Genomic DNA, 22,665 nt, shown 5'->3' with positions numbered 1-22,665 from the left:
ATATCAGACCCACAATAATGCCAGCAGAAACACCATCTCCGCGCTCTCTGCCAGCGCCCCCAGCGTGTCGCCGGTTTGTCCACCGAGGCGGCGGCGAAGATAGCGCACCAGACCCGCAATCGCCAGGTAGCTGACCAGCAGCGCCGCCAGGGCGTGCAGACCGCCGATCAGTCCGACGGCGATGGCTCCGCCCAGCAGGGTGATCGCCGTTTCGCGCACGCTGACCTGGCCAATATACAGACTGCCCATCCCTTCGCCCTCGCGGGCGTAGCGTTGGCCGTACATCCCCAGCACCAGCGCCGCGCGCCCGGCAACCGGGGCGCAGATCAGCAGCGTAAACCACTGGCTCGCCGGAAGGTGCGCGAGGCCAATCACGGCGGAAACCTTGATCAGGATAGAGAACACCAGCGCCAGGCCGCCAAAGGTGCCCAACCGGCTGTCCTTCATGATCTCCAGCATCCGCTCCCGACTGCGGGCGGAGAAAATCCCGTCGCAGGTGTCGGCCAGCCCATCGAGGTGGAACCCGCCGGTGAGCAGCACCAGCGCCAGTACGTAAGCCACTGCGCCGACGTACATTCCGCCGCCGGTCTGGCTGACCACCAGCGCCACCAGGGCGGCAAGCCCACCGATAAGGGCTCCGATCGGCACAAACCAGGGTACGCCCCGCGCCAGCTGGCGAAACTCCACGCCGTCGGCCCATTTTTCCGGCACCGGAATGCGGCTCATCAGGCGCAGCGTTGCCCACAACATGCTTAATCTCATTTAATTTTGACTCCAATCCCTGATACCACCAGCCAGACCTCCTCTGCCGCCTGAGCCAGACGCTGATTCACCCGGCCCGCAATATCAACAAAATGGCGCGCCAGCCGGTTTTCCGGGGTGATGCTCATCCCCAGCTCGTTAGTGACGATGTACACCAGCATCCCGCTCTGCTGGCAGGCGTCGATCAGCCCGTCGATCTGCTGATGCAAAAACGCCTCCAGCGGCGCAAAATCCAGCGTTTCCGGGTCACCCCCGCCCGATTCGTCGTACAGCAGATTTGCCAGCAAAGTGGTAATGCACTCGACGATCACCGCCTCCCCCGGCTGCGCCTGCTCGCGGATAAGCGCCCCGAGATCGCGATAGCCCTCCAGCGTGCGCCAGTGCGCAGGCCGCTGGGCGCGATGGCGGGCAATACGCGCCGCCATCTCATCGTCGGTAAGGGTCGAGGTGGCAATGTACAACACCTGCGAATACTGCCTGGCGACCAACCCCTCGACGTGGGCGCTTTTACCGCTGCGCGCCCCACCGGTCACTAAAATCATTCCGTTAACTCCTGATGCTCACGCATTACCTGATAAATTTTTTGTATATCGATGTGCTGGCGCATCGCCTGCGCCAGGGTATCAAACTGCTGCGCTTTGTAAGCGGCGTAATCGGATGTCGTCTCCAGCGCAGCAAGCCCTTTACGCGCCCGCAGGCCATCCACCAGCGCGCGGGTAAAGGCGTCGCTGTCAAACAGCCCGTGTAGATAGGTTCCCCACACCTGCCCGTCGTCGCTCACCGCCCCGTCGGCAATTTGTACATGCTCTTTATGCAGCCACAGGGCCGGTTGCGCCCCCTCACCCAGCACGGTTTGTCCCATGTGGATTTCGTAACCGCAGACAGGGATCCCGGCGAGCGCCCCCAGCCAGCCGGGCAACGACGCGGCCATGCGAGCCTTCACTTGAGTGGTGGTTTTGTGGGGGGCAAAGCGGGTGGAGGTGTTCAGCAGCCCGAGGCCCGGCATGCGCCCGAGGCCGGATTCGACCTCATCAATCAGGGTCTCACCCAGCATCTGATACCCGCCGCAGATCCCGAGCAGCGGCACGCCGTCACGCTCACGGGTCAGCACCGCGTGCGCCATCGCGCTCTCGCGCAGCCAGTTCAGATCGCTGAGGGTATTTTTACTCCCGGGCAGGATCACCAGGTCAGCGCCGTCCAGCTCCTGCGGCTGGCTGACGTAGCGCACCCGGACATCCGGCTGCGCCGACAGGGCGTTAAAATCGGTGAAGTTGGCAATGTGTGGCAGATGGACCACTGCGATGTCGATATCCCGCGCAGGCTGACGCAGGTTGTTCCCGCGCTGCAAGGCAACGCCGTCCTCTTCGTCCAGATCGAGTTCCAGCCACGGCATGACGCCGAGCACCGGTACGCCGGTTAGCGCCTCAATCTGTTCCAGACCGGAGGCGAGCAGCGCCACGTCGCCGCGAAATTTATTGATGATCACCCCTTTGACCCGCCAGCGCTCGTGCGCCTGCAGCAGGGCCAGGGTGCCGTAGATTGCCGCAAATACCCCGCCGCGATCGATATCCGCTACCAGAATAACCGGGCATTCGGCGAGTTCCGCCATCCCCATGTTGGCGATATCCCGATCGCGCAGGTTGATCTCGGCCGGGCTACCGGCACCTTCCAGCACCAGGATCTCATATTCCTGCGCCAGGCTGCGGTAGACTCCGGCGATCTGCTCGCGCAGGCGCGGTTTGAAGTCGTGGTAGCGGGCCGCATCCATCGAGCTTACGACCTCGCCCATCAGCACCACCTGCGCCTGACTAACGTTGGTGGGCTTGAGTAACACCGGGTTCATCCGCACGTCCGGGGCGATCCCGGCGGCTTCGGCCTGCATGATCTGCGCCCGTCCCATCTCCTTGCCGTCCGGGGTGATCCCAGAGTTGAGGGCCATGTTTTGCGCCTTAAACGGGGCGGTACGCCAGCCATCCTGATAAAAAATGCGGCACAAGCCCGCCACCAGCACGCTTTTGCCCACATCGGAGGCGGTGCCCTGCAGCATAATTGCCTGCGTCATGGCTACTCCTTTAATCATTCACTGTACGAATTGAATGTTAAGGCTTTCTCGCCGTCAGGAACATCCTCACACCTTAAATAACCAGCACGCCGCGAAATGACCGGGAGCAATCTCCTGCATCGCCGGCTCTTCACGCCGACACACCGGCATCACGTGCGGACAGCGGCTGCAAAACTTACAGCCCGGCAGCACGGAGGTGGGGCCGGGGATCTCCCCGCGCAGCGTCGCCTGCTCCAGATTGCGGATCCGCGGGTCCGGCTGCGGCACCGCGGCCAGCAAGGCGCGCGTGTAGGGGTGCGCCGGGTGCTGATACAGCGCATTCGCCGGGGCCACCTCCACCAGCTTGCCAAGGTACATCACCCCGATCCGCGTCGAAATGTGGCGCACCATCGACAGATCGTGGGCGATAAACAGATAGGTCAGCCCCAGCTCCTGCTGGAGATCCTGAAGAATGTTCACCACCTGCGCCTGCACCGACACGTCCAGCGCCGACAGCGGCTCATCGCACAGCACAAACTCCGGGCGCACCGACAGGGCCCGGGCAATGCTGATCCGCTGACGCTGGCCGCCGCTGAACTCGTGAGGATAACGCTGCAAATGTTCCTGTCTGAGCCCGACTTTATAGAGCAGGGTTTCAGTACGCTCCCGCTGCTCTTCCCGGCTGTAGCCGTGGACCTGCATCGGCTCCGCCACCAGCTGCTGGACGGTCATGCCGGGATTGAGCGACGACCAGGGATCCTGGAAAATCGCCTGCATCCGCTTGCGCAGCGGCTTGAGCTGTTTTTCACGGGCCTTGGCGATCTCCTGCCCGGCGAAATGGATCTCGCCCGAGGTGATATCAAACAGGCGCAGAATGGCGCGCCCGAGGGTCGATTTCCCGCAGCCGGATTCGCCCACCAGGCCAAAGGTCTCCCCCGGCTGGATATCAAAGCTGACGCCGTCAACGGCCTTCACCGCCACGCCTTTGCGCAGCAGCCCGCCGTTTAAGCTGTAGTGTTTTCGCAGATCCCGCACGCTCACCAGCGGGGCGTTGTGCTCGCTCATACCTGAACTCCCTTATCCTCTAACAGCCAGCACGCGGCGCGATGCCCGGCCCCCTGGCTGTAAAACGCCGGCTGGCGTTCGCACTGCGGCATCCGCTGCAGACAGCGTTCAGCAAACGGGCAGCCCGGGGGCGGATTCAGCAGCCCCGGCGGCGAGCCTTCGATCGGCGACAGGCGATGGCTGGTCTGCTCAGGGTGCGGCAGCGACGCCAGCAGCCCCTGGGTATACGGATGCTGCGGACGGTAAAAAATATCCTCCACGCTGCCCTCTTCCATCACCAGCCCGCCGTACATCACCACCACCCGGCTGCACACCTGCGCGACGACGCCCAGATCGTGGGTGATCAGCAGGATTGCGGTGTGCGTTTTCTGCTGCAGGCTTTTGAGCAGGCGCAGGATCTGCGCCTGAATGGTGACGTCCAGCGCAGTGGTCGGCTCATCGGCAATCAGCAGTTTAGGGTCGCAGGAGAGCGCAATGGCGATCATCACCCGCTGGCGCATCCCGCCGCTGAACTCGTGCGGATACTGGTCGTAGCGCCGCACCGCCTCGGCGATCCCCACCTGCTCCAGCATCGCGATGCTCGCCGCTTTCGCCGCTTTTTTGCTTAAGCCTTTGTTGCGGACCAGGATCTCCGTCATCTGTTTGCCGATGGTCAGCACCGGGTTGAGCGCGGTCATCGGATCCTGAAAAATCATCGCGATCTGGTTCCCGCGAATGGCCCGCATCTGCTGCGGCGTTTTTTGCGCCAGGTCGTCCTGGTTAAAGCGGATCTGGCCCCCGGTAATGCGCCCGTTGCTGCCCAGCAGCTGGATTACCGACTTGCAGGTGACGCTCTTGCCGCAGCCGGACTCACCGACAATGCCCACCAGCTCACCGGCCTGCACGTGGAAGCTCACCCCGCGCACCGCATGGACATCGCCATCGTGGGTGCGGAAGGTGGTTTGCAGGTTATCGAGTTCAAGTAAGTTACTCATTGCGGTTCGCTCCCGGCTCAAAGGCGGTACGGAATATGTCGCCCAGCACGTTAAAACTGAACACCGTCAGCAGGATCAGAATGCCGGGGAACATCGCCAGCCATGAAGCTTCGCCAATGTACGACTGGGCATTATTAAGCATACTCCCCCACGACGCAGCAGGCGCTTGCACGCCCAGCCCGAGAAAGCTCAGCGTCGATTCCATTAAAATAGCCGAGGCGATATTCAGCGTGGCGGCGACGATAATAGTCGGCAACACGCCGGGAATAATGTGGCGCAGGATAATGCGCAGCGGGTGTTCGCCACAGGCGCGGGCGTAGAGCACATATTCGCGCTCTTTCACCGACAAGGTTTCGGCACGCACCAGCCGGGACATGTTCATCCACGTCAGCAGGCTAATGATCATGATGATGTTATCCACCCCCGGCTTCAGGTACGCGTTGAGCACCAGCAGCAGGAAGAAGGCCGGGATCGCCATCAGGATATCCACCGCGCGCATCATCAGGTTATCCAGCCAGCCACCGAAGTAGCCGCTTACCGTCCCAACGACAGTGCCAATCAGGGTGGAAAAGACCATCGCCAGACAGCCCACCATCAGCGAGATTTGCCCCCCGTACAGGGCCCGGGTGAAGTAATCCCGGCCATATTCATCGGTGCCAAACCAGTGCGCGCCATCGGGCGCCAGAGTGCGGGCGCCCAGCGACATCTGATCCGGATCGTAAGGACTCAGCCCCGCGCACAGCGCAGCGGCGATAAAAATAAACAACACCAGTAAAGAGAATTGCGCCGGACGATTGCGGCGCAACTGGTGACCCACCTGTTGCCAGCGTCTGCTCATCCGGGTTACCTCAGGGTACGTATGCGGGGATCGGCGAAGCGATACAGCAAGTCGGCGATCAGGTTGCCAACGATCAGCATCAGCGACGAGAGCATGATGATCGCCATAATCAGCGGGTAGTCCAGGGAGGTGATCGACTGGATCCCCAGCAGGCCCATTCCCGGCCAGGAGAAGACGCTTTCGGTAACATAGGCCCCGACCACCAGCTCGCCAAACGACAGGCCAAACAGGGTGATCACCGGCAGCAGCACGTTTTTCAGCACATGGCGGAACAGGATGCTGGTCCGCGTTGCGCCATAGGCAAGCTGCGTTTGCACGTAATCGGCCGAGAGCTGCGAAATGGTATTGGAGCGGATATAGCGCACGTAGCTTGAGAGGTTATAAAAGGTCAGCGCAATGCACGGCAGTACGCCATGGCGCACCACGTCCAGCCAGTTATCCTCCATGCCGATAGTTCGCATCCCCATGCTGGGGAACCAGTTGAGCTGCACGGCGAAGACGGTGATCAGCAGGATCCCGAACCAGAAGATCGGCACCGAGATGCCAATATAGGCGAACAGGTTCAGAACATGATCCAGCCAACGGTGCTTAAATGCGCCCGCCAAAAGACCCAGTGGAATGGCCAGGACAATCGCCATCAGCAGCGAGGCGCCCATCAAGCCTAAGGTGGCCGGAATGCGCTCGGCGATCATCGTCAGCACCGGACGGTGATAGATCAGCGAGTAACCCAGATCGCCCTGCAAAATGTTTTTCAGCCACAGAAAATACTGCGTGACCAGCGGCTTATCCAGCCCCAGGCTCTGGCGGATCCGCTCGATATCCTCGGGCGCCATGCGCGGGGTGATGTAGGCCGCCACCGGATCGCCAGGGGCGAGTTTGACCAGCAAAAACGCCACCAGCGAGATAAAGAACAGCATCGGTATCAGTTGCAGCAACCGACGCATCAGTAATGTGTTCACGACTTGCCCTTAAAAATGACCCCGGCCAGCAGACCGGGGCTACGGCTTATTTTTGATAGATTTTTGACAGGTCCTGGAACATATACACCGGCTTCGGTTCCGCTTCCGCGGTGCCGCCAAAGCGTTTATCCACCGCGACGGTGGCGTTGGTGTAGGCAATCGGGTAATAGGTCATGTCGTTCGCCACCGTCTGCTGAATTTGCTTGTAGGTCTCCGCGCGTTTCCCCGCATCGGTCTCAACTGCGCCTTTATCCCACAGGGCATCAAACTGCGGGTTCTTATAGTGGGCGTAGTTATAGGCTTCGTTGCTCATAAACAGCGATTTGTAGCCGTCCGGCTCAGCGCCCATGATGTAGCCACCAAGGTTCAGCTCCCATGCGGTGTTGTTCATGTCGAGGCTGCGTTGGGACATGGCGTTGGCGTCCAGCGGCATCAGCTCAACGTTCACCGCAATCCCCTTCAGCTGCTGCTGAATGTACAGCGCCATGCTCTCCTGGGTTTTGTTGGTGTTAACGTAGGCCAGACGCAGCTTGAGGTTTTCTGGCGCACCGGAGGCTTTCAGCAGATCTTTGGCTTTTTGCTGGTCGAATTTGTACTGCTCTACGTCGTCGGTCTGGTACAGCGTATCCGGCGTCAGGAACGAGGTGGCCGGTTTCGCGTAATCCAGCGAGGTGAACGCAGTCTGGGTCAGCTCGTCTTTATTGATGGCGTACGCAATGGCCTGACGCAGTTCCTTGCTTTTCATCACCGGCACGTTCTGGTTGAAGGTCATGTAGGCCAGACGCCCTTCCGGGTAGACCACGAAGTCAAACTTACCGGTATTTTTCAGGCGCGACACGTCCTGCGGATCCACCATCTTGAGGTTGATCTCGCCGTTCTGCAGCGCCAGGTTAGCGGAGTTGCTGTCTTTGGCAAAACGGTAAGTCACGGAATCAAGCTTCGCTTTGCCGTTCCAGTAATCGTCAAAACGGGTCAACGCGAAATACTGCCCTGCGCGATACTCTTTAAATTTGAACGGGCCGGAGCCGACTGGGGTATCGTTTTTGCTGCTCTTTTCCAGATCGCTTTCACTGGCGAACACGTGCTGCGGGATTGGGTAGATCTGTACCAGGGTGCCGGTAAAGGCCGCGCTCACCTGCGGCAGGGTGAACTTAACGGTGCGATCGTCCACTTTGCTGACCGCAACGGGCTTACCGCCGTAGGTGAACATGCTGCGGAAGAAGCTGTGCTGCTTCTCGTCCAGCAGCTTGTTAAAGGTAAACACCACGTCATCAGCGGTCAGCGGCTGGCCGTCCTGCCATTTGAGATTCGGCTTTAAGGTCAGGGTGTAGCTGAGGTTATCCGCCGCCGGGGTCAGGCTTTCGGCGAGGCCCCATTCGATTTTACCCTCGTTAAAACTGTATAGCGGAGCATACAGCGCCTGCATGATGGTCAGGGTGGTGCGGTCGCTGGCGTACAGCGGGTTCACCGCCAGCGGGTCGCCGGAGGTAATGCCGATAATCAGCGAGCCGCCCTCTTTTGGCGCATCATTTTTGGCCGCCGGGGCCGCTGCGTTGTCTTTATTTTTGGCATCATCACAGCCGGCGGCGACCAGCGCCAGGGCGACCAGAACAGCAGATACTATTGGCTTACGCATATCTCACTAACTCCTTGCCTTGAAAGTTTTTTTAACTGCAGGTTGTTATTTTAACGATATCTGAGTGCGCATCATATTCAGCTTTAGAGGCATACGCATTAACAATGAAAATGCGATTTTTGATTAAGCTTATAACGATTTAGATATATATAAGCTTATTAAGTAATGGCTCATATCCTTATGCGCTCAGTTCGTTAAACCGTTCACGGAATGCCTGCTAAACTGCCTCAACACCTCATGAAAAAGGCAGATCAGCATGTCAGATGATTCTTATCAGCCAGCAAAAGTCTGGGAATGGAAGCAGAATAATAACGGTGGCGCATTTGCCAGTATCAACCGCCCGATCTCGGGTGCGACGCACGAGAAAGCGCTGCCGGTCGGCTCGCATCCGCTGCAGCTCTATTCCCTGGGCACGCCAAACGGCCAGAAGGTGACTATCCTGCTGGAAGAGCTGCTGGCGCTCGGGGTGACTGGTGCGGAATATGACGCGTGGCTGATCCGCATCGGCGAGGGCGATCAGTTCTCCAGCGGGTTTGTCGATGTGAACCCGAACTCCAAAATTCCGGCTCTGCGCGACCACTCCACCACCCCGCCGACGCGCATCTTTGAGTCGGGCAATATCCTGCTCTACCTCGCTGAGAAATACGGCCACTTCCTGCCAAAAGATCCGGCAGGCCGGGTGGAAACCCTGAACTGGCTGTTCTGGCTGCAGGGCTCTGCCCCGTTCCTTGGCGGCGGTTTTGGTCACTTCTATCATTACGCCCCGGTGAAAATTGAGTACGCGATCGACCGTTTCACCATGGAAGCTAAGCGCCTGTTCGACGTGCTGGATAAACAGCTGGCGCGCAGCCGCTACGTGGCGGGGGATGAGTACACCATCGCCGATATCGCGGTGTGGCCGTGGTTTGGCAGCGTCGCGCTCGGCCAGGTGTATGGCGCAGCCGAGTTCCTCGATGCGGAAAGCTACAAGAACGTCCAGCGCTGGGCGAAGGATGTCGCTAACCGTCCGGCGGTGAAGCGCGGGCGTATCGTCAACCGCACCAACGGCGAGCTGAACGAACAGCTGCATGAGCGTCATGCCGCCAGCGACTTCGACACCCAGACCGAAGATAAACGTCAGGGTTAATCCTTGAGCCGGGCGGTTCACCGCCCGGCTGATGCCCGTTCTATCAGAATACGATGAGTTTTCCCCTCGGGGCATTATCGGCCTACCCCAGGCTGTGATGCTGCTGGCAGTATCCCCGCAGTAACACCCACTCTGACAAAGGAACTGCCATGAAATACATCAAAACCACGCTGCTGCTCAGCGCACTGATCTTCTCTGCCACAAGCCTGGCTGCGGATAAAACCGCTACCGGGGCGCTGGCGGGTGCCGCCATCGGTGCCGTCGCGGGCAAAAGCGTAAAATCCACCGTCGGCGGCGCGGTCGTCGGGGCCGGCACCGGAGCGATGTTCAAAAACGGTGAGAAAGGCAAAGCCGCGCGCAAGGGCGGGGCCATTGGTGCCGCGGTCGGCGCTGGTGCAGCGGTGGTCACCGGCAACAGCGTCCTGAAAGGTGCCGCACTCGGTGCCGGTGCAGGCGGCATGGTTGGCGAGGCCACCCACTGATACAAAAGCCGGGTGGTTGCGCCACCCGGCTTTTTAGCCCACACGTCGTTTTTATTTCCTTTCATCCCTGAATATAAGCCCTGGCGCAAATCATTGTCTTTTTTCAACAGCATATTTACTTCCTTCCGTTAAACTGGCATCAATATTTTTTTATTCAGATGATTCGCATGTCAGAAAAATCGCTGAAACAACAGATCCAGAATCTGAAAAAGCACAATACCCGGCTTGCCAGGCTGGCGCGCGACGCCCGCAGCAAGCTCAGTGCTGCGCTCGACGGGACGGGGTTATGTTTGTGGCAGCTCGACGTCCCGAGCGGCAAGCTGATTATTTATAACCGCCGCTGGGGGTCGATGCTGGGCTATCAGCCTAAAGAGTTAAGCGCCCAGTTTGAGGTCTGGCGGGAACACCTGCACCCGGACGATAAGCAAAACGTACTCGATGCATTTTACGATCATCTGCACGGCAAAACCCCTTTCTACGAGGCGCTGCACCGGATGCAGCATAAAAACGGCACCGTCACCTGGGTGCTGGATCGCGGTCGCGTCAGCGAGTGGGATGAACACGGCAACCCGCTCAAGGTGACCGGCACCCATATCGACATGACTAAAGAGAAGCAGTACGAAGAGCAGCTTGCCCTGCTGGCGAATCACGATCCGCTGACCGGGCTGGCCAACCGCCATGCGCTGATCAAACACTTCACCCAGCTTAAAGCCCAGGGGCCGCTGTGCGTTGCCTTTATCGATCTTGATGATTTTAAAATGGTCAACGATACCTTTGGTCACCGCAGCGGCGATGAGCTGCTGATCCAGCTCAGCCAGCGCCTGCGCGATACCTGCCCGCCGGATGCAGTGGTCGGGCGGCTGGGGGGAGATGAGTTTGTGCTGCTGCTGCCCTACCCGCTCAACAGTTTGCTGATCAACCAGACCGCGCACAGGTGCCTGAACGCGGCGCTGACGCCTTTCGAGCTGGACAACGGCCAGGCGCAGGTGGGAGCGTCGGTGGGCATCGACGAGGTCCAGCCGCAGGATGATTTTATCAATGCCCTGCGACGGGCCGATCAGTCCATGTACCAGATTAAGCACACCGGCAAAAACGGCGTGGCCATCGGCCAGACGCTGCTGTCGGTGTCCCGTAGCGGAACCCATCCATGAAAAACAGCCGCCAGCAGGAGATCCTCCGCCAGTTGGCGGCGTGCGACGGAATGACGACGGACGCGCTTGCCGCATCGCTTGCGGTGAGCAAAGAGACGATTCGCCGCGATCTGAAGCAGCTTCAGCAGCAGGGGAAGATCGTGCGTCATCACGGGCGCGCCCGGGCGATCCATCCGGATCATCGCGACGGCGGCGAGCCGTTTGGCGCACGCCTGAAAAGCCACTACGCGGATAAAGCCGATATCGCCCGCCACGCGCTGGACTGGGTCAGCGAAGGAATGACTCTGGCGCTTGATGCCAGCTCCACCTGCTTTCATCTGGCGCGCCAGCTGCCGGACATCGCGCTGACGGTGTTTACCAACAGCCTGCCCATTTGCCACGAGATGGCGAAGCGTGAACGTGTGACCCTGATTTGCTCGGGCGGGACGCTGGAGCGCAAGTACCGCTGTTACGTGAACCCGGCGCTGGTCACCCAACTGAAATCGCTGGAGATCGACCTGTTTATCTTCTCCTGCGAAGGGGTGGATGAGCAGGGCGTGATGTGGGATCCCGCCCCGCACAATGCCGGGTTTAAGACGCAACTGCTGAGCCGTGCCAGCCAGTCACTGCTGCTGATCGACAAAAGTAAGTTTCAGCGCTCGAGCGAAGTGAAGATTGGCGATCTGTCGCAGGTCACACAAATCATCACCGACGCTCAGCTTTCCAGACGGTAGCCCGCCATAAAATACCGCACGGTGGTGCTGGCATCGCTCTCTTTAAAGAAGTCCATTACCAGGTCGCGATCCAGCCCGTAGCGACGGGTTAAGATCCCCGCCTCCCAGGCGCTGAGCTGCCGGTCACCGGTTTTTTCGAACATCCGGTGGGAGAAGCCCAACACAAAGCCGCGTTTATAATCGGAACAGAAATGCGCCACGCTGCTGGCGGTATCTGCCTGTGCGGCGTTCATTCCCGCCATCAACCCTTTGCCAAAATGGTTATCCATCACAATGCCCCCCAATCGCTATATAATAAATTATATAGCGATATTTTCATCGCTGGCTACTGCTATTTATGGGGCTGCAGAAAGCAGCCAACGGCTACTGGGCCGACAGGCGGAACTTCTGCACTGAACGCTGCAGCTCTTCGGTTTGACGCTCCAGCGCCGCCGCCGCCGCCGACACCTGCTCCACCAGCGAGGCATTCTGCTGGGTCACGCCGTCCATCTGGGTGATGGCCACCCCTACCTGCGAAATCCCTTTGCTCTGCTCTTCCGAGGCCGCGGCGATTTGCTTCATGATGGTGGTCACTTCACTGACATCGCGCAGCACCGCTTCCATGGTGGTGCCGGTGTCGTTAACCAGTTTTGCCCCCTGCTCCACGCGGGAGACCGAGTCGGCAATCAGCCCTTCAATCTCTTTGGCCGCGTTTGCGCTGCGGCTCGCCAGATTACGCACTTCGCCAGCAACCACCGCAAAACCGCGTCCCTGCTCGCCCGCGCGTGCGGCTTCCACTGCCGCGTTAAGCGCCAGGATATTGGTCTGGAAGGCGATGCTGTTGATCACGCTGGTGATCTCGGCAATTTTCTGTGAACTGACGGAGATACCGGTCATGGTGCTGACCACCTTTTCCACCAGCATCCCACCACGGCTGGCGGAGGTTGAGGCCACATCGGCCAGCTGGCTTGCTTCGCGGGCGCTGTCTGCGTTCAGCTTCACCGTGGCGGTAAGCTGCTCCATGCTGGCGGCCGTCTCTTCCAGGGCGGCAGCCTGCTCTTCGGTACGTGAGGAGAGATCGTTATTGCCGGTGGAGATCTCGGTGGCGCCGCGCCAGATATTCTCGCTGCCAGAACGAATAGTGCTCACCGCTTCGCGCAGGCTGTCCTGCATCGCACTCAACAGCGGCACCAGCTGCCCCACGCAGTTGCGGCCAAACGGCGCAATAGGCTGACTGAGATCGCCCTGCGCAATCTGGCGAAAATGCTCGCGGATGCGATCCAACGGTTTCACCAGCATCGCGACCAGATAGCGGTCGGTGAACAGCAGGATCAGCAGGCCAATAATCGTCGCCGTGATAATTGCCGTGCGGGTAAAGCTGGTCAGGCCATCCACGGTCACGCGGGTGCTGTCGAGGATGGTGTCGGCGGCTTTGCTGAACTGTTCAGCGCTGGCACCAAACGCGCGGCTCAGGGGCGGGGTGACGCTGTTCGCCTGCTGGCGATAGCCGTCAACATTCCCCTGCTGCGCAAGCTGCATCTGAGGCCTGACGCCATTCTCCAGCAGCGCCTGCCAGCTGGCGATCACCTGGGTGGAAATCTGGGCATTCATTGGCCCCGGCGAAATCGCTTTCAGTTCATCGAGCTTGCTGGCCATATTGTCCAGCGCCTGCTGCACAGGCGCGAGATCGGCCGTGCCGCCCGACGCCTGCACGTCCATCGCGCGGCTCAGGCGGGTGACAAAGCGGAAATACTGATCGTTCCCCTGGCTCAGTACCGTCATCTGTTTGACCAGCTGCCGATCCACGTCATTACCGTCCGCAACGCGTGACAGTGCCCAGGTGCTATACAGCCCAACGCCCGCCCACATTAAACAAAAGATCCCCAGAATCGTCAGCATGACGAACCGGATCGTGAAATTACGAAGCACTTGCATATTTATTTCCTTGCCATGAGGGAGATATCGCCCGGAGGCGGGTATTACCCTCGTTATCGGCAATAAAATGCGAAGCGATACCTTTTATTGGTTAGTTTTATAAAACTTTTCATTTCCATTTAATATTTATTGGAATAGATACCGGAGGCGCGATAAATACCCATTCAAACAATCCGCCTTTACATTTCATAAAGTTGCAAATAGTAAGCATCTTCAGCATTCATTACCCGCATAATTATTAAGGGCGAAACGGTATTGATCCGTAATAAAAACGTCATAAAGCACATGGCGAAGACTAAAGATATAATCAGGGTTATTACGCGGATTTATAACAAGGAGCCCGGCAAATATCCTGCCGGGCATTTTCAGGCGGGTTAACTCAAATATTTCTCAAACCATCCCAGGGTTCTTTTCCAGGCTAACTCCGCTGCAGGTTCGTCGTAGCGTGGGGTTGAATCATTATGAAACCCGTGGTTCACGCCAGGGTAGATCCAGGCTTCATACACTTTGCCATTAGCTTTCAGCGCGGCTTCATAAGCCGGCCAACCTTCGTTAACGTTCTTATCCAGCTCCGCATAATGCAGCAGCAGTGGCGCCTTAATTTTGGCGACATCGGCGACGGGCGCTTGTCGGCCATAAAACGGCACCGCACAGGCCAGCTCCGGCCAGGCGACGGCCGCCGCATTCGAGACACCGCCGCCGTAGCAGAAGCCGGTAATCCCCACTTTGCCGGTGGCATCCGGATGCTTTTGCATAAAATCGATGGCGGCAAAGAAGTCGTTCATCAACTTAGTGGGATCGACCTTCTGCTGCAGCACCTTTCCTTCCTCATCGTTACCCGGGTAGCCGCCCACCGAGCTTAAGCCGTCCGGCGCCAGCGCAATATACCCCGCCTTCGCGACCCGACGGGCCACATCTTCAATATAAGGATTAAGGCCGCGGTTCTCGTGCACAACCACCACTGCCGGGACTTTACCGCTGGCTTTGGCCGGTTTCACCAGATAGCCACGCACCTCGCCATGTCCGTCCGGCGAGGGATAGGTAATGTATTCGGGGAGGATATCCGGATCGGTGAACTTCACCTGCTCGGCGAGGGCGTAATTGGGCTTAAGCATATTAAACAGCGCCAGCGCCGTGACGCCGCCAACGGCATAGCGGCCCGCCAGATTGAGGAACTCACGCTTGCTTATTTTGCCGTGAGCGTAATAGTCGTAGTAGTCGAGCAATTCCTGAGGAAAGTCTTTGGCGGTCATACGCGTCATCGCATATCTCCATGAATTGTGAACGAACTAAGGATAGAATAGAAACGCCGTTTCGAAAATTAATCACTAACAAAGGAGACATCATGCCCTGGAACGCCTCCCCTGACCGCTACGAGAATATGCAGTACCGTTACTGCGGTAAAAGCGGCCTGCGCTTACCCGCGCTCTCCCTCGGTTTGTGGCACAGCTTCGGCCACGTCCACGCCCTTGATTCACAGCGTGCACTGCTGCGCAAAGCCTTCGACTGCGGCATCACCCATTTTGATCTCGCTAATAACTATGGCCCACCGCCAGGCAGCGCGGAGGAAAATTTTGGCCGCCTGCTGCGCGACGATTTCGCGGCATATCGCGATGAACTGATCATCTCTACCAAAGCCGGCTACGACATGTGGCCAGGTCCGTACGGCGCGGGTGGTTCACGTAAGTATCTGCTCGCCAGTCTGGATCAAAGCCTCAGCCGTATGGGGCTGGACTATGTGGATATCTTCTATTCACACCGCGTGGATGAAAACACGCCGATGGAGGAGACCGCTTCTGCGCTGGCGCAGGCGGTGCAGAGCGGCAAGGCGCTGTATGTCGGCATCTCGTCCTACTCCCCGGAACGTACGCAGAAAATGACCGAGCTGCTGCGCGAGTGGAAGATCCCGCTGCTGATCCATCAACCCTCTTACAACCTGCTTAATCGCTGGGTGGATAAGAGCGGCCTGCTGGAGACGCTGGCGGCCAACGGCACGGGCTGTATCGCCTTTACGCCGCTGGCGCAGGGGCTGCTGACCGGAAAATACCTGAACGGTATCCCGGACGGTTCCCGGATGCAGCGTGAAGGAAAAAAAGCGCGCGGCCTAACGGAGACGATGCTGACCGAGGCCAACCTGAACAGCCTGCGGATGCTGAATGAGATGGCGCAGGAACGTGGCCAGACCATGGCGCAGATGGCGCTCAGCTGGCTGCTGAAAGACGATCGCGTGACGTCAGTGCTGATTGGTGCCAGCCGCACGGAGCAGCTGGAGGAGAATGTGCAGGCGCTGAATAATCTGCACTTTAGCGAGGATGAACTGCAGCGGATTGACCAGCACGTGACGGACGGTCAGCTCAATTTATGGCAGGCGTCATCGGATAAGTAGTTCATACCTCTCTCCCCGTCGGGGAGAGAGGGCCATCATCGCCTATTTACTGCTGCGATTAAGCTTATCCAGATACCCCATCACAAACGCCGACAGCACAAACGTCAGGTGGATAATCACGTACCACATCAGCTTATTATCCGGGATATTTTTAGCATCCATAAACACCCGTAGCAGGTGAATCGACGAGATCGCCACAATCGATGCGGCCACTTTATTTTTCAGCGACGAGGCATCCATTTTGCCGAGCCAGTTCAGCTTCTCTTTACTGGGGTCAATATCCAGCTGCGAGACAAAGTTTTCATAGCCCGAGAACATCACCATCACCAGCAGACCGCCTACCAGCGTCATGTCTACCAGCGACAGCAGCAGCAGGATCAGATCGGCTTCAGCGATACTGAATATATGCGGCAGGACGTGAAAAATTTCCTGGAAGAATTTAATACAGAGGGCAACCAGCGCCAGCGAGAGGCCAAAATAGACTGGGGCTAATAGCCAGCGGGAGGCATACATTGCGTTTTCAAAAAAGCGTTCCATAGTGTCCTGTCAGCAAACGAAACCAGAACGCAGTATATCGCAACAGCACAAATTGTTTGCAACAACTAAACTACAAAAACCTTACACTTCATCAGGTTTAACGATCGGCCGTTGATACTCCGGCCATACCAGCACCACCAGCGACGGGTAGGCTTCGAGGCTAAACTCACGAAAACACTGGCGCAGGTTCATCACCTCCAGATCGGAATGGGACACCTTTTCGCCGTTCAGGCAGCGCTTTTTGATATTGTCATAATACTTGTACACCGCTGAGTTTAGATCGCTGCAACGACGCTGAGCGTCAAACAGATCGGGAATGCTATTTATTTCCACCATATTCATTCGTTTAATTGTGGCATGGAGAAAATCAATATATTCATGATTTACACGCCAGTACCATACCGGCGTAATCGCATTCATCAGCATTGAAAAATGGTCTTCGCCCTCTTCTTTTGACATCCGCTCTGGCGGTGCCTGGGTGTGTGCATTCTGTGCCTCGTTACTTTTATTGAACTCGCGCATCAATAAAAGAACCCCGGCGGTAAGCAATAACAAAGTAATGACAGTATAAAAAATGCTGTTCATAGGCAGGCTCCATTTTTTTTGATTTTAAATTTGCCTCATGTTATTGTCAACGAATCTCACACTCCTGACAACCCTACCCCGTTGAAATTAAAGGAAATATAAAATGTTGCCCGACAATCTGGTTCCGGCCAAGTTTCACATTTCTTCCGTGGAACCCAAACCGCCAGAAGCAGAAAGCAATGCAAATTTCACTAAGGGGAAAAGAACGCTCGCTGATTTCGCACCTGATATATTAATTGGTGTTACCCGTACCGGTAACTCCCGCAATATGTTGCTTGAAGAGCACGACCGCCATATTAAGGACCGGTTATTTCGGGTGGTTAAAATCGAAGTGTTCGCCCGCCTGCTCAATGATCTGCAGGCGGAAGGCGAAATAGATGCGCAGGCTCTAAGTCAAATATTGACTGAAAAGACCGATGAAATAAACGAAGCGGGTAATGAAATCTGGTTAAACCTAATTACCTGCGAGCGAAATTCACCTGTTTTTTATAAGCTTGAGGATGAATAACGTGAAGGATACTGATAATAATAACGTTTATTTGACTTTAGATGACAAAAAAAGCGATGAATTTATCTTAGAGCAAAACCTTGAAGCGCTTAAACAGATTAAGAACGGTGAACTGCAGCGCATTGCCAAAGAGCTACTTTCGATCCCGGCGGGTCTGGTGCGGCTGAAATGGCAAAACCGGCGGGAGATTTATCCCTTGCAGGTTAAAGAAGAGATCTACGGCGCGACCATCAATGCCATCATGACGCAACGCCCGGAATTAAAAGAAAAAATCCTCGCCCGTCTGGAAAGCAATTACCAGTATTTACTGGCGCGTGAAACCGCCACTCTGCGCGTAACCCGCAAGCTGGCCGAAGAAGGCTACCGGACCTCTAACGTCACCACCGTCGCGCTGGATGAAGAGGCGCTGGCCGCTAAAACGGCCCCAACCTCAGAAAAGCCTTAAACCCCCTCCTCCGCATTCGGGATTATCCTGGATGATCCCTGCCAGCTGGCGACTCTCCTAAGCTTAAAAGCTGACAATGCAAGCAAGGAGAACATGTATGACCACTTCGCAAAGCAAAATTCAGGATCCCACCACTCAGTATTACACCGGTGAATACCCGCAGCAGATTCAGCCCGCACCTGGCGTGCAAAGCAAGATGGACCCGGTTCCGGACTGCGGCGAGAAGAGCTACAAGGGCAGCGGTAGACTCCTGGATCGTAAGGCGCTGGTAACAGGAGGCGACTCCGGGATTGGGCGTGCTGCCGCCATCGCTTACGCACGTGAAGGGGCAGATGTCGCCATTAACTACCTGCCCGCTGAAGAAGAAGATGCGCAGCAGGTCAAACAGCTGATCGAAGACGCGGGACGCACCGCGGTGCTCATCCCGGGCGATCTGAGTGACGAAAACTTTGCCCGTTCGCTGGCGCATAAAGCCCACGAAGCGTTAGGCGGGCTGGACGTGCTGGCACTGGTGGCCGGGAAGCAGGTCGCCGTCGAGAAAATTGCCGATCTGACCACCGAACAGTTCAAAGAAACCTATGCGGTGAACGTGCTGGCGCTGTTCTGGATAACCCAGGAGGCGTTGCCGCTGCTGCCCGCCGGGGCCAGCATCATCACCACCTCGTCGATTCAGGCCTATCAGCCAAGTCCGCATCTGCTGGACTATGCCTCCACCAAAGCAGCCATACTGAACTACAGCCGTGGGCTGGCGAAACAGGTGGCGGAAAGCGGGATACGCGTCAATGTCGTCGCGCCAGGCCCCATCTGGACGGCGCTGCAGATTTCCGGTGGCCAGACGCAGGAAAAAATCCCAAAATTTGGACAGCAGACGCCGATGAAGCGCGCGGGACAACCTGCTGAACTGGCGTCGGTGTACGTCTATCTGGCGAGTCAGGAATCGAGCTACGTGACGGCGGAAGTGCACGGCGTATGCGGGGGAGAACATCTGGGGTAGTGTGAGGATCTGCCCGGTGGCACTACGCTTACCGGGCCTACAGATCTAAAACGGCAACCTGTTGGTTGCCGTTTTGCGCTTATTTGGCCGCTGTTTTCTCTTCGCCGACCAGACCAATCTTCAGGTAACCCGCCTGATGCAGCGTGTCCATTACCTTCATCATGGTTTCATAGTCGACCGACTTATCGGCACGGAAGAACACCGTGGTGTCTTTCTTACCTTCAGTCAGCGTGTTAAGCGCCGGGATCACTGACTCGTCGGTCACCGGATCGTTACCGAGGAACATCGTTTTGTCCGCTTTCACCGACAGATAGATTGGCTTTTCCGGACGCGGCTGCGGCTGGCTTGAAGAAGCCGGCAGATTGACTTTAACGTCCACTGTCGCGAGCGGCGCAGCAACCATGAAGATAATCAGCAAAACCAGCATGACGTCGATAAACGGCGTCACGTTGATTTCGTGCATTTCGCCATTATCGTCCAGGTTTTCATTAAGACGCATTGCCATGACGAATCAACCTAAGTGTAATTTCTGAGCAGAACGGACAGGCTTCGCGGAGCTGGCACTCAGGTCCAGATCGCGGCTTTGCAACAGCAGAACCTGTGCGGCAACGTCACCGAGGGTTGCTTTGTAGCTGCCAATCATACGGGCGAAGATGTTATAGATAACCACCGCCGGGATAGCAGCAACTAGACCAATCGCCGTCGCCAGCAGGGCTTCGGCAATGCCGGGGGCCACAACGGCAAGGTTGGTGGTTTGCGTCTGGGCGATGCCGATGAAGCTGTTCATGATGCCCCAGACGGTGCCGAACAGACCCACGAATGGCGAAATCGCACCAATGGTGGCGAGGAAACCGTTACCCCGGCCCATATGGCGACCAATTGCGGCGACGCGACGTTCCAGACGGAAGCCGGTACGCTCTTTAATGCCTTCATTGTCTTCACTGCCCGCGGAAAGCTCCAGCTCGTTCTGCGCTTCGTTGATCAGCAGAGTTGTCAGGCTTTTTGCCTGGAACGAAGAAGCCATGTCGCTCGCCTGATTCAGGTTGCGGGCTTCGGCCAGCTGCTGCTGCTCGCGCTTAAGACGGCGTTTGTGCGAGATCAGCTCAACGCTCTTGCTAAAGAAAATAGCCCAGGTGACGACAGACGCCAGAATCAGGCCGATCATCACAATCTTCACCACGATGTCGGCATGCTGATACATACCCCAGACGGAGAGATCCGTCTGCATCAAATTATTACCCACTCGGTATCTCCAGGACGCAAATCACAAAATCTGAGCATAATAATATCAAAAACGCGTCGAATTGATAGTAGTTCTCATTAGTATTTACATGGTGCCGGAATTTCGGTTAACTTTCCTTGCGCTTACGCAGGAAAAATTTCCCGGAAACAAATTTTAAAAAATTTTCTTCTTTATGTGCCCACCTCTCGTGACCATTTTTACTTTCATGGTAGTCTGGACGTCCAGACGTATAAAAACAGGTTGCGCACACATGAAAGAGAAGCATCTTGATACCACGCTTGTCCAGGCGGGACGCAGTAAGAAATACACCCTCGGCTCGGTGAACAGCGTGATCCAGCGCGCGTCATCGCTGGTGTTTGAGACGGTCGAAGCCAAAAAGCACGCCACCCGCAACCGGGCCAAAGGCGAGCTATTTTATGGTCGCCGCGGGACGCTGACCCATTTCTCTTTGCAGGAAGCCATGTGCGAGCTGGAAGGCGGCGCAGGCTGTGCGCTGTTCCCCTGCGGCGCGGCCGCGGTGGCGAATACCATTCTGGCGTTTGTCGAACAGGGCGATCATATCCTGATGACCAACACCGCCTACGAGCCCAGCCAGGATTTCTGCACCAAAATTCTCAGCAAGCTGGGGGTGACCACCGGCTGGTTTGATCCGCAGATCGGCGCCGATATTGCCGACCTGATCCAACCCAAAACCCGCATTGTGTTCCTGGAATCCCCGGGCTCGATCACCATGGAGGTGCATGATGTGCCTGCCATCGTGCAGGCGGTGCGCAGCAAAGCCCCGGAAGCGATCATCATGATCGATAACACCTGGGCGGCAGGGGTGCTGTTTAAAGCGCTCGACTTTGATATCGATATCTCGATTCAGGCGGCCACCAAATACCTGATTGGCCACTCTGATGGCATGATCGGCACGGCGGTATCCAACGCCCGCTGCTGGGACCAGCTGCGCGAGAACGCCTATCTGATGGGGCAAATGGTGGACGCCGATACCGCCTATATGACCAGCCGCGGCCTGCGTACGCTGGGCGTGCGCCTGCGTCAGCACCACGAGAGCAGCGTGCAGGTGGCCGAGTGGCTGGCGCAGCATCCGCAGGTGGCGCGCGTTAACCATCCGGCGCTGCCGGGCAGCAAAGGCCATGAATTCTGGCAGCGGGACTTTACCGGCAGCAGCGGTCTGTTCTCATTTATCCTGAACAAGCGCCTGAGCAACGACGAGCTGGCGGCGTATCTGGACAACTTCTCGCTGTTCAGCATGGCCTATTCGTGGGGCGGGTTTGAATCGCTGATCCTGCCAAACCAGCCAGAGCAGATTGCCGAGCTACGCCCGGGTGGCGACGTGGATTTTACCGGTACGCTGATCCGTCTGCATATCGGCCTGGAAAACGTCGACGATTTGATTGCCGATTTAGCGGCAGGCTTTGCGCGCATCGAGTAGCAAAGGGAGAGAAAACAGCTCAGAGGATACTTTTCCCCACATCGCCTACAGAAAAGTCTGAATTGTTGCGCCTGCGATCAAAGCCCGCAGGCGAAATAGGGAGTACAATAGGTTCATATACGCTGTTCCACAGGAAAGCCCATGGCTGTTATTCACGATATTATCGCTGCACTCTGGCAACACGACTTTGCAGCGCTGGCGGACCCGCATGTAGTCGGGGTGGTTTACTTCGTCATGTTCGCCACCCTGTTCCTGGAAAATGGGTTACTGCCCGCCTCCTTTTTACCCGGCGACAGTCTGCTGCTGCTGGCAGGCGCGCTGATTGCGAAAGGGGTGATGGACTTTACCTCGACGATGGTTATCCTCACCTCCGCAGCCAGCCTGGGCTGCTGGCTGAGCTATCTGCAGGGCCGCTGGCTCGGTAATACGCGGATCGTGAAAAGCTGGCTGGCGCAGCTGCCGTATAAGTATCACCAGCGGGCAACCTGTATGTTTGATCGCCACGGCCTGCTGGCCCTGCTGGCCGGACGCTTCCTGGCCTTTGTACGCACCCTGCTGCCAACGATGGCGGGGATTTCCGGCCTCTCTAATCGCCGCTTCCAGTTCTTTAACTGGCTGAGCGCGCTGCTGTGGGTCGGCGTAGTGACCACCTTTGGCTATGCCCTGAGCATGATCCCGTTCGTGAAGCGCCACGAAGACCAGGTGATGACCTTCCTGATGATCCTGCCGATGTTCCTGCTGGTGGCGGGTCTGGTGGGTACCATCGCGGTGGTGATTAAGAAGAAGTACTGTAGCGCCTGACGGTTACTCCCCTCACCCCTGCCCTCTCCCACAGGGAGAGAGTTAGGGTGAGGGCAACAGCCCGCAC

General features: G+C 57.4%; 25 protein-coding genes. 10 read left to right on the top strand and 15 right to left on the bottom strand.

From position 1 onward, the window contains the following. Positions 1-3 precede the first annotated feature (3 nt). The 8 genes from cobS to M8014_RS22385 all read right to left on the bottom strand — a co-directional run bounded on the left by cobS (position 4) and on the right by M8014_RS22385 (position 8,275). Complete coding sequence (gene cobS, locus M8014_RS22420) at positions 4-762, bottom strand: adenosylcobinamide-GDP ribazoletransferase (RefSeq protein ID WP_271284566.1); 759 nt, start codon at positions 760-762, stop codon at positions 4-6. Then, the gene (cobU, locus tag M8014_RS22415) at positions 759-1,304 is read right to left on the bottom strand and encodes a bifunctional adenosylcobinamide kinase/adenosylcobinamide-phosphate guanylyltransferase (RefSeq protein WP_271284565.1); all 546 of its coding nucleotides are present in this window, start codon (positions 1,302-1,304) and stop codon (positions 759-761) included. The genes cobS and cobU overlap by 4 nt, the downstream gene beginning before the upstream one ends. Beyond that, positions 1,301-2,824: a cobyric acid synthase gene (locus tag M8014_RS22410; protein WP_271284564.1), complete on the bottom strand. Its 1,524-nt coding sequence runs from the start codon at positions 2,822-2,824 to the stop codon at positions 1,301-1,303. Before M8014_RS22410 ends, cobU begins: the two co-directional genes overlap by 4 nt. A 66-nt stretch (positions 2,825-2,890) precedes the next feature. Continuing rightward, positions 2,891-3,868, bottom strand: a complete 978-nt coding sequence (locus M8014_RS22405) for an ABC transporter ATP-binding protein (protein ID WP_271284563.1) — start codon at positions 3,866-3,868, stop codon at positions 2,891-2,893. After that, positions 3,865-4,842: an ABC transporter ATP-binding protein gene (locus M8014_RS22400; RefSeq protein WP_271284562.1), complete on the bottom strand. Its 978-nt coding sequence runs from the start codon at positions 4,840-4,842 to the stop codon at positions 3,865-3,867. Before M8014_RS22400 ends, M8014_RS22405 begins: the two co-directional genes overlap by 4 nt. Next, complete coding sequence (locus tag M8014_RS22395) at positions 4,835-5,680, bottom strand: ABC transporter permease (protein ID WP_271284561.1); 846 nt, start codon at positions 5,678-5,680, stop codon at positions 4,835-4,837. Before M8014_RS22395 ends, M8014_RS22400 begins: the two co-directional genes overlap by 8 nt. A gap of 5 nt (positions 5,681-5,685) precedes the next feature. Further along, positions 5,686-6,639: an ABC transporter permease gene (locus M8014_RS22390; RefSeq protein ID WP_271284560.1), complete on the bottom strand. Its 954-nt coding sequence runs from the start codon at positions 6,637-6,639 to the stop codon at positions 5,686-5,688. A 46-nt stretch (positions 6,640-6,685) separates the two neighbouring features. After that, complete coding sequence (locus tag M8014_RS22385; RefSeq protein ID WP_271284559.1) at positions 6,686-8,275, bottom strand: ABC transporter substrate-binding protein; 1,590 nt, start codon at positions 8,273-8,275, stop codon at positions 6,686-6,688. Positions 8,276-8,531: 256 nt separating this feature from the next. On the opposite strand from M8014_RS22385, the gene yghU reads away from it, so the two are divergent. The 4 genes from yghU to fucR all read left to right on the top strand — a co-directional run bounded on the left by yghU (position 8,532) and on the right by fucR (position 11,747). Beyond that, on the top strand, positions 8,532-9,401 hold the full coding sequence (yghU, locus tag M8014_RS22380) for a glutathione-dependent disulfide-bond oxidoreductase (RefSeq protein ID WP_271284558.1): 870 nt from the start codon (positions 8,532-8,534) through the stop codon (positions 9,399-9,401). Between the two features lie 149 nt (positions 9,402-9,550). Further along, positions 9,551-9,883, top strand: coding sequence for a glycine zipper family protein (locus M8014_RS22375; protein ID WP_271284557.1), 333 nt, complete (start codon positions 9,551-9,553; stop codon positions 9,881-9,883). 167 nt (positions 9,884-10,050) lie between these two features. After that, positions 10,051-11,034 (top strand): sensor domain-containing diguanylate cyclase, encoded by a 984-nt coding sequence (locus M8014_RS22370; RefSeq protein WP_271284556.1) that lies wholly within the window; start codon positions 10,051-10,053, stop codon positions 11,032-11,034. After that, entirely contained in the window at positions 11,031-11,747 is a 717-nt protein-coding gene (fucR, locus tag M8014_RS22365; protein ID WP_271284555.1) for an L-fucose operon activator, read from the top strand. The genes M8014_RS22370 and fucR overlap by 4 nt, the downstream gene beginning before the upstream one ends. On the opposite strand, the gene M8014_RS22360 is transcribed toward fucR, so the two are convergent. From M8014_RS22360 to yghX, 3 genes are all read right to left on the bottom strand, one after another. Further along, a complete protein-coding gene (locus M8014_RS22360; protein ID WP_271284554.1) occupies positions 11,729-12,016 on the bottom strand; it encodes a DUF2623 family protein in 288 nt (95 codons plus the stop codon). The two genes, fucR and M8014_RS22360, sit on opposite strands and share 19 nt — an antisense overlap. Positions 12,017-12,110: 94 nt before the next feature. Further along, positions 12,111-13,661 (bottom strand): methyl-accepting chemotaxis protein, encoded by a 1,551-nt coding sequence (locus tag M8014_RS22355; protein ID WP_271284553.1) that lies wholly within the window; start codon positions 13,659-13,661, stop codon positions 12,111-12,113. 374 nt (positions 13,662-14,035) lie between these two features. After that, positions 14,036-14,923 carry a YghX family hydrolase gene (gene yghX, locus M8014_RS22350; protein WP_271284552.1) on the bottom strand — a complete coding sequence of 296 codons (888 nt, stop codon included), beginning with the start codon at positions 14,921-14,923 and terminating at the stop codon, positions 14,036-14,038. Between the two features lie 83 nt (positions 14,924-15,006). Here yghX and M8014_RS22345 point away from each other — a divergent pair, with 83 nt between their 5' ends. Beyond that, the gene (locus M8014_RS22345) at positions 15,007-16,047 is read left to right on the top strand and encodes an aldo/keto reductase (protein ID WP_271284551.1); all 1,041 of its coding nucleotides are present in this window, start codon (positions 15,007-15,009) and stop codon (positions 16,045-16,047) included. Between the two features lie 42 nt (positions 16,048-16,089). Here the strand turns inward: M8014_RS22345 and M8014_RS22340 are convergent, their stop codons facing one another. Both M8014_RS22340 and M8014_RS22335 read right to left on the bottom strand, forming a co-directional pair. Beyond that, the gene (locus tag M8014_RS22340; RefSeq protein WP_271284550.1) at positions 16,090-16,584 is read right to left on the bottom strand and encodes a TIGR00645 family protein; all 495 of its coding nucleotides are present in this window, start codon (positions 16,582-16,584) and stop codon (positions 16,090-16,092) included. Between the two features lie 81 nt (positions 16,585-16,665). After that, on the bottom strand, positions 16,666-17,169 hold the full coding sequence (locus tag M8014_RS22335) for an ESA_00282 family adhesion-associated protein (protein WP_271284549.1): 504 nt from the start codon (positions 17,167-17,169) through the stop codon (positions 16,666-16,668). Between the two features lie 103 nt (positions 17,170-17,272). Here M8014_RS22335 and M8014_RS22330 point away from each other — a divergent pair, with 103 nt between their 5' ends. The 3 genes from M8014_RS22330 (at position 17,273) to M8014_RS22320 (ending at position 19,116) form a co-directional block, all read left to right on the top strand. Beyond that, positions 17,273-17,677 (top strand): hypothetical protein, encoded by a 405-nt coding sequence (locus M8014_RS22330; RefSeq protein WP_271284548.1) that lies wholly within the window; start codon positions 17,273-17,275, stop codon positions 17,675-17,677. Further along, positions 17,670-18,122, top strand: coding sequence for a cytoplasmic protein (locus M8014_RS22325; protein WP_271284547.1), 453 nt, complete (start codon positions 17,670-17,672; stop codon positions 18,120-18,122). Before M8014_RS22330 ends, M8014_RS22325 begins: the two co-directional genes overlap by 8 nt. 97 nt (positions 18,123-18,219) lie before the next feature. After that, positions 18,220-19,116, top strand: a complete 897-nt coding sequence (locus M8014_RS22320; RefSeq protein WP_271284546.1) for an SDR family oxidoreductase — start codon at positions 18,220-18,222, stop codon at positions 19,114-19,116. Positions 19,117-19,195: 79 nt separating this feature from the next. Here M8014_RS22320 and exbD read toward each other — a convergent pair whose 3' ends face one another. Together exbD and exbB are read right to left on the bottom strand one after the other, a co-directional pair. Then, on the bottom strand, positions 19,196-19,621 hold the full coding sequence (gene exbD, locus M8014_RS22315; RefSeq protein WP_271284545.1) for a TonB system transport protein ExbD: 426 nt from the start codon (positions 19,619-19,621) through the stop codon (positions 19,196-19,198). A 6-nt stretch (positions 19,622-19,627) separates the two neighbouring features. After that, on the bottom strand, positions 19,628-20,359 hold the full coding sequence (gene exbB, locus M8014_RS22310) for a tol-pal system-associated acyl-CoA thioesterase (protein WP_271284544.1): 732 nt from the start codon (positions 20,357-20,359) through the stop codon (positions 19,628-19,630). A gap of 250 nt (positions 20,360-20,609) precedes the next feature. On the opposite strand from exbB, the gene metC reads away from it, so the two are divergent. Continuing rightward, a complete protein-coding gene (gene metC, locus M8014_RS22305) occupies positions 20,610-21,797 on the top strand; it encodes a cystathionine beta-lyase (protein WP_271284543.1) in 1,188 nt (395 codons plus the stop codon). A 141-nt stretch (positions 21,798-21,938) separates the two neighbouring features. Next, entirely contained in the window at positions 21,939-22,598 is a 660-nt protein-coding gene (yghB, locus tag M8014_RS22300; RefSeq protein WP_271284542.1) for a DedA family general envelope maintenance protein YghB, read from the top strand. The last annotated feature ends 67 nt before the right edge of the window (positions 22,599-22,665 follow it).

It is taken from the genome of Silvania hatchlandensis (assembly GCF_025564065.1).
Classification (GTDB): Bacteria; Pseudomonadota; Gammaproteobacteria; order Enterobacterales; family Enterobacteriaceae; genus Enterobacter; species Enterobacter hatchlandensis.
The sequence above is the reverse complement of the archived record's forward strand: the minus strand, read 5'-3'. Positions and strand labels throughout refer to the sequence as shown.